The organism is Streptosporangium subroseum (genome assembly GCF_900188345.1).
GTDB lineage: Bacteria > Actinomycetota > Actinomycetes > Streptosporangiales > Streptosporangiaceae > Streptosporangium > Streptosporangium subroseum.
Genome location: NZ_FZOD01000064.1, coordinates 49,970 through 56,282, shown reverse-complemented (window position 1 = coordinate 56,282; position 6,313 = coordinate 49,970). Strand labels below are relative to the sequence as shown.

General features: G+C 69.6%; 5 protein-coding genes. All 5 read right to left on the bottom strand.

Features of this window, described 5'->3' with window-relative positions:
• Positions 1-195 precede the first annotated feature (195 nt).
• The 5 genes from CHC08_RS38690 to CHC08_RS38670 all read right to left on the bottom strand — a co-directional run bounded on the left by CHC08_RS38690 (position 196) and on the right by CHC08_RS38670 (position 6,185).
• Positions 196-942 carry a 3-hydroxybutyrate dehydrogenase gene (locus CHC08_RS38690; protein WP_089212359.1) on the bottom strand — a complete coding sequence of 249 codons (747 nt, stop codon included), beginning with the start codon at positions 940-942 and terminating at the stop codon, positions 196-198.
• Between the two features lie 211 nt (positions 943-1,153).
• Positions 1,154-1,540, bottom strand: a complete 387-nt coding sequence (locus tag CHC08_RS38685) for a tautomerase family protein (RefSeq protein WP_089212358.1) — start codon at positions 1,538-1,540, stop codon at positions 1,154-1,156.
• Positions 1,541-1,568: 28 nt separating this feature from the next.
• Positions 1,569-2,960, bottom strand: a complete 1,392-nt coding sequence (locus CHC08_RS38680) for a class II fumarate hydratase (protein ID WP_089212357.1) — start codon at positions 2,958-2,960, stop codon at positions 1,569-1,571.
• Positions 2,961-3,225: 265 nt separating this feature from the next.
• A complete protein-coding gene (locus CHC08_RS38675) occupies positions 3,226-4,953 on the bottom strand; it encodes a serine/threonine-protein kinase (protein WP_089212356.1) in 1,728 nt (575 codons plus the stop codon).
• A gap of 35 nt (positions 4,954-4,988) precedes the next feature.
• Positions 4,989-6,185: a serine/threonine-protein kinase gene (locus CHC08_RS38670; RefSeq protein WP_089212355.1), complete on the bottom strand. Its 1,197-nt coding sequence runs from the start codon at positions 6,183-6,185 to the stop codon at positions 4,989-4,991.
• Positions 6,186-6,313: the final 128 nt, after the last annotated feature.

The window sequence follows — 6,313 nt, the reverse complement described above, 5'->3', positions numbered from 1 at the left end:
ACGCGTCCGCTCCGCGCTGCATCAATGGCGACGCTGCGCATCGCGGTTCGGACGCTCTTACCCGGCGAGCTTCCCTCGTCACGCGTCCGCTCCGCTCCCGCGCTCCTCAGTCCAGATCACCGGCGCGTCCTCACAGCGTTCCTCAGTCCAGGTCACCGGCGCGTCCTCACGGGTGTCATGGCGACGAGTCGCGGTTCAGCGTGCGGTCCAGCCGCCGTCCACGGGCAGGGATATCCCGGTGATGAACGAGCCGTGCGGGCCGCACAGGTAGGCGACCAGCTCGGCCACCTCGTCCGGCTCTATCAGCCGTTTGATCGCGGCGGGGGCCAGCATGATCTGCTCGATCACCTCGTCCCTGCCGATGCCGTGCGTCTCGGCCTGGGCGCTGATCTGGTTCTCCACCAGCGGCGTGCGGACGTAGGCGGGGCTCACGCAGTTGGAGGTGACGCCGTGCGAGGCGCCTTCGAGGGCGATGACCTTGGACAGCCCCTCAAGGGCATGCTTTGCGGTTACGTATGCGGATTTATACGGCGAGGCGCGGAGCCCGTGAACCGACGAGATGTTGACGATGCGCCCCCACCCTCGTTCGTACATCCCCGGAAGGACCGCCCGGACCAGCAGGAACGGTGCTTCCACCATGACCTTCATGATCTTGGAGAACACCTCCGGGGGAAACTCCTCGATCGGGGCCACGTGCTGGAACCCGGCGTTGTTCACCACGATGTCCACGTCGCTGGGGAGCGCGTCCACGAACCCGGGAACCGACAGGTCCGCGACCACCGGTGTTCCCGAGATCTCCGTGGCGACCTTCGCCGTGGTCTCGGCGTCTATGTCGACTACCACCACATGTGCTCCGGCGGCGGCCAGCCGGTGCGCGCAGGCGCGCCCGATCCCGCTGCCCGCCCCGGTCACCACGGCCCGCCGCCCCGCTAGGTCAATCATGGTGCCGAATCTAGGCAATGACGTGAATCCCGGCCCATGTAGCTGGTCGACACACTCATCCGAGCGCTTATGTGGGGTGCCCCCGTCTGGCCGCCCGGCAAGGTCAACCCCGCTCCGGACGTCATGGCGAGGCCGGTCTCCCGCGGCGCCGTACGGCACCGCGCCGGGATCCGGCCCGCCACGTCGTGCGGTGGGCCAGGGCGCGTGGCGGTCAGAGCGTGACCGGGTAGGTGAGCGCCAGCTGATCGCCCGGGAGACCGCGGATGCCCCAGTTGACCATGGGCGCCTCCAGGATCACGATCTCCAGGTCCTCGGCGGGGAGGTCGAGGTTCTCCTGGGTCCGGGCGAACAGCGTGCGGATGAGATCACGCTTGGCCTCGTCCGTCCGGCCCAGGAAGCAGATGATCTCCACGATGAGATACCGCTCGCTCCGCTGCGGGCAGATCAGGTCCTCGGCGTCCATGAGTAAGAACCGGTGGAACCTCTTGTTCGAGGGAAGCCGCCACGCCTCGACCAGGCAGTCGTGAACGGTGTCGGAGATCTCCTGGCGCAGGTCGGACCAGACGTCGCGGCGTCCGTAGAACTTGATCTGGGTCATGTCTCGAAGTCTTTCAGACCTCGATGATCTACGAGGGCGGACGGGTCATGGACAGCACGTCGAGGAGGGTGTCGAGCTGTTCCTCCGTGAGGGTGCCGTTGGCGACGTGCCCGCGTTCGATGACGACCTCGCGGATGGTCTTACGCTCCGCCAATGCCTGCTTGGCGATCTTGGCGGCCTCCTCGTAGCCGACATGGGTGTTGAGCGGCGTGACGATCGACGGCGAGGACTCGGCGTACTCACGCATGCGGTCGGTGTTGGCGGTGATGCCGTGCACGCACCGGTCGGCCAGCAGTCGGGAGACGTTGGCGAGCAGCCGGATGGACTCCAGGGCGTTGCGCGCGATGACCGGGAGCATCACGTTGAGCTCGAAGTTGCCCGAGGCGCCGGAGAAGGCGATGGCCGCGTCGTTCCCGATGACCTGGGCGGCGACCATGCACACGGCCTCGGGGACGACCGGGTTGACCTTGCCGGGCATGATCGAGGATCCGGGCTGGAGATCGGGCAGGTTGATCTCACCCAGCCCCGTGCGAGGCCCGGACCCCATCCAGCGGAGGTCATTGGCGATCTTGTTGAGTGAGATCGCGACCGTGCGGAGATGACCGGAGAGCTCCACGATGGCGTCCCGGGCACCCTGGGCCTCGAAGTGGTCGGGAGCCTCGGAGAACGAGAGCCCGGTGGCCTCCCGGAGCTTCTCGATGACCTTGGGGGCGAAGCCGGGCGGGATGTTGATGCCGGTGCCGACCGCCGTGCCGCCCAGTGGGAGCTGGGAGAGATGGGGGAGCGAGCTCCGCACCCGGGAGATCGCGTTCTCGATCTGGGTGGCGTAGCCGCCGAACTCCTGGCCCAGCGTGACCGGGGTGGCGTCCATCAGGTGGGTGCGGCCCGCCTTGACCACTCCCTCGAACTGGAGCGACTTGTTCCGCAGCGCGGTGGCCAGGTGCCGCAGCGACGGGATGAGGTGGTAGGTCACCTCGGTCATGGCGGCAACGTGGATGGAGGTGGGAAACACGTCGTTGGAGGACTGCGAGGCGTTGACGTGGTCGTTGGGGTGGACGGGGCGGCCCAGTCGCTCCTCGGCGAGGGTGGCGATCACCTCGTTGGCGTTCATGTTGGAGGAGGTGCCCGACCCGGTCTGGAAGATGTCGACGGGGAACTCACCGTCCCACTCGTTCTCAGCGACGTCGGTGGCGGCCTCGGCGATGGCCTGGGCCAGCTCCTTGTCGAGCACCCCCAGCTCGGCGTTGACCTCGGCGGCGATCGCCTTGATCAGGCCGAGGGCGGCGATGTGCGGGCTCTCCAGCCCGCGCCCGGAGACCGGGAAGTTCTCCACCGCCCTCTGGGTCTGCGCCCGCCACTTCGCGTCCGCCGGAACTCGTACGTCGCCCATCGAGTCGTGCTCGATCCGATACTCGCTCATGGATCCAGTCTGCGTCCTGTTCGATGAAACAAACCGGGATCCGGCCACCGGGTCGCCGCCACGGCGCTCACCATCCGCCAGGTGACGACCCCCTGGGGACCACGACATGCCATGCGAAGGTCACCCACCGCGGCCACGAGCCGCTCCCGGAACCACGTGTGTCACGTGGAGGTCCCCAACCGCGACCACGAGCCGCCCTCGGGGCACCCGCGTGTCACGTGGAGGTCGTCATCGCCGGCACGAGCCGTCCTCGGGATCACGCGGACTAGGTGAAGGTCGACATGACCAGAACCATGATCACGAACAGGGCGAACACCGCCACGCCCATGAGGATGAATATGCCGGTCCGCTTCCTCTGCACCGAGGCCTTCCGCTCTTCCTGACCGGGATCAACGGCCGGGCCGCCCTGGCCGGCGATCGCGAAGAGGTCGGTCCCCAGCCCGGGAGGCGGCGGGAAGTTTCCGCTGAACGCGTCGGGCTGCCAGGTCGACGGAGTCCCTCCGGGGCCCTGCTGTCCCTGGAGGGGGGCTCCCTGTCCCGGCACGGTCGGGAATCCGTGCGGCGGCGTGTCCGTCAGATCCGGCCTCGCGGCCGGGGAGAATCCGTGCGGCGCACCGGCCGGCGGCCACTGCGCCGAACCCTCCGGAGGCCGCTGAGGGTAGGCGCCGGGTGGTCCCTGCCGCCCGGCGACGGGCGTGCCGAGTCCGGGAGATCCGGGCGGTCCCTGCCGTCCCGCGGCGGGCGTACCAGGTCCGGGAGGGCCAGGCCTGGCCTGTCGTCCCGCGGTGGGCGCGCCAGGTCCGGGAGGGCTGGGCGGTCCCTGCCGGCCCACGGTGGGCGCGCCGGGTCCGGGAGGGCCGGGTGGGCTCGGTCGTCCCGCGACCGGCCTTCCCAGCCCCGGGACGACCGGCCTCTCCACCCATCCGGTCTCCGGGGGCCCGCTCGGAGGCGGGGTCGCCGAGGCGGCCGCGGGAGAGGCCGGAGACGCGGGGGCGGGAGGCTCGGCGCCGGGGGCCGGGCCGCTGCCGGGGATGCGGAGACCGCCCTTGGGCCGGATGATCATCATGGTGCGATCGGCGTCGTACCCCTCGTCCGTCGGGGCCGCAGCCCTGGGCGTCTGCGAGGCGGGGGGCACGGGTGCGGGGGCCGGCGTCGAATCCGCCAGATGCGAGGGGGTGTCGGCCACGGCCCGGAGTATCGCGTTCGCCTGGGCGGCCGTCAGCCGCGTCTTGTAGTCCCTGTTCAGGAGTTGCTCCAGCACCGGGCGGAGCGGTCCGGCCTGGGTCGGGGGGTCCACCTGCTCGCTCATCAGCGCGGCCAGGGTCTCCGACACCGAGGAGCGTTCGTAGGCCGGGCGGCCCTCCACCGCGAAGTACAGGGTGGCTCCCAGCGACCAGAGGTCCGACTCGGGCCCGGTGTGCTCGCCGCGGGCCCGCTCGGGCGCCGTGTATCCGGGGGAACCGATCACCATGCCGGTCCTGGTGAGGCTCGTGTCGCCCTGGGCCTTGGCGATGCCGAAGTCGGTGAGCACCACCCGGCCGCTCTCGGTGATCAGCACGTTGCCGGGCTTGACGTCGCGGTGGAGCACGCCTTGGGCATGGGCGGCCCGCAGCGCGCCCAGAAGATCTACCCCGATCTCGGCGACCAGGCGGGGTGGCAGCGGCCCCTCCTCCTCGATCACTCTTTCGAGGGAGCGCGCCTGGACCAGCTCCATGATGATCCATGGGCTGCCGTCCTCGACGATCGCATCGTGGATCGTGGCCACGGAGGGATGGCTGATGCGGGCGGCCATACGACCCTCACGGATCATGCGTTCCCGAAGTTCGGTGCGTTGGGCCTCGCTGAGCCCGGGCTCCTGACGGATTTCCTTGATCGCGACCTCGCGACCCAGGGAACGGTCGTGGGCACGCCAAACGGTGCCCATCGTGCCCCGGCCGAGCGGCGCGATCAGCTCGTAGCGGTCCGCGAGCACGCGCATCTGCTGTTCCGGCATGAGAAGAAGATAGCCATTTCTTCTTGAGAAGTGCTTTATCCCCGCTTACGGAGTTCGCGGGGCCACAGGAGACGAGGCAGCGCCAGCCTGATAAGGGGTGCCACAAATCGGATAAACGGCCTCCTGGTGGGGGGTGCCTCCGTCTGCTTGCGATGCACGCCCTCACCCGGGCGGCGCTGCCCCCGAGGGTGCGGCACCGAGGTCGGGCCGGGACGCAGGGGCGGTAGCGGAGCCGACAGCGGGGCCGACAGCGGGGCCGACGGTGGAGCCGACGGTGAAGTCGGTGCGGGCGGCGGGGGGCCGACCCGGTGCAGCCCGCGGTGCTGTGAGCGCCGGCCGAACGAGGGCACGGCGATCGGCGCCGTGCTCCGTACGGTCCTGTTCGCGGGCCTGGGGAGCGGCTCCTCGGCCGTTCCGCCGGACGCCACCCGGGCGAGCATCAGCGCGGCGCGCGTCGCGTCGAGCCGTACGACCGGGTCGATCTTGAGAAGACCTTGCAGCACCGGGGTCAGCGGCCCCGCCTTTTCCAGCGAAATCGGCTCGCCGCTGGTCAGGGCGGCCAGCGCGGCGGCAGCCGTACGGCGCCCGTGCAGGCCCCGGCCTTCGACGGCGGTGTAGAGGGTCGCGCCGAGTGACCACAGGTCGGCGGCCGAGTTGGCCTTGGCGCCGAGCACGCGTTCGGGGGCGATGTATCCGGCGGAGCCGAGCACGATGCCCGCCTGGGTGATCGACACATCGCCTTCGAGGGCGGCGAGGCCGAAGTCGGTGAGCACCGCCCGGTCCTCGGTCACCAGGACGTTGCTGGGTTTCACGTCGCGGTGCAGGATTCCCTTGGCGTGCACGGCACGCAGCGCGCCCAGGACCTGCCACCCGATCTCCGCCACCCGCTGCGGAGGCAGCGGGCCCTCGTCCTGGAGAAGTTGCTCCAGGGATCGGGCGCGGAGCAGCTCCATCACGATCCAGGGACGCTCATCCTCGGTGACGACGTCGAAGACGGTGATGACCGACGGGTGGGCGACCATCGCGGTCGCCCGGCCCTCGCGCTCGGTCCTGGCGCACAGCTCGGCACGGAGTTCTTCGTCGAGGATCAAGGGCAGTCGAACCTCCTTGACCGCGACTTCACGGTCGAGGAGCTCGTCGTATGCTCGCCATACGGTCCCCATGCCGCCGCGCCCAACCGGCTCCGACAGCCGATAGCGCGCTGCTAGGAGGTATCCGGGCGGCGCACGCATGTGGTGCAGCTTACCGATTTGCGTAATGAGACCAGTAGAGACCGGGCCGAATATTCTTGCCAACTTCGGTCAGATTTTCATGCTCGCAACTGTTGGGACACGCTGAGTGACATTCGCCTGGTTGGTCA

Bases quoted from the DNA above. Each gene is read 5' to 3' on its own strand.
- CHC08_RS38690 (WP_089212359.1), bottom strand. From the start codon at position 942: ATGATTGACCTAGCGGGGCGGCGGGCCGTGGTGACCGGGGCGGGCAGC.
- CHC08_RS38685 (WP_089212358.1), bottom strand. From the start codon at position 1,540: ATGACCCAGATCAAGTTCTACGGACGCCGCGACGTCTGGTCCGACCTG.
- CHC08_RS38680 (WP_089212357.1), bottom strand. From the start codon at position 2,960: ATGAGCGAGTATCGGATCGAGCACGACTCGATGGGCGACGTACGAGTT.
- CHC08_RS38675 (WP_089212356.1), bottom strand. From the start codon at position 4,953: ATGCCGGAACAGCAGATGCGCGTGCTCGCGGACCGCTACGAGCTGATC.
- CHC08_RS38670 (WP_089212355.1), bottom strand. From the start codon at position 6,185: ATGCGTGCGCCGCCCGGATACCTCCTAGCAGCGCGCTATCGGCTGTCG.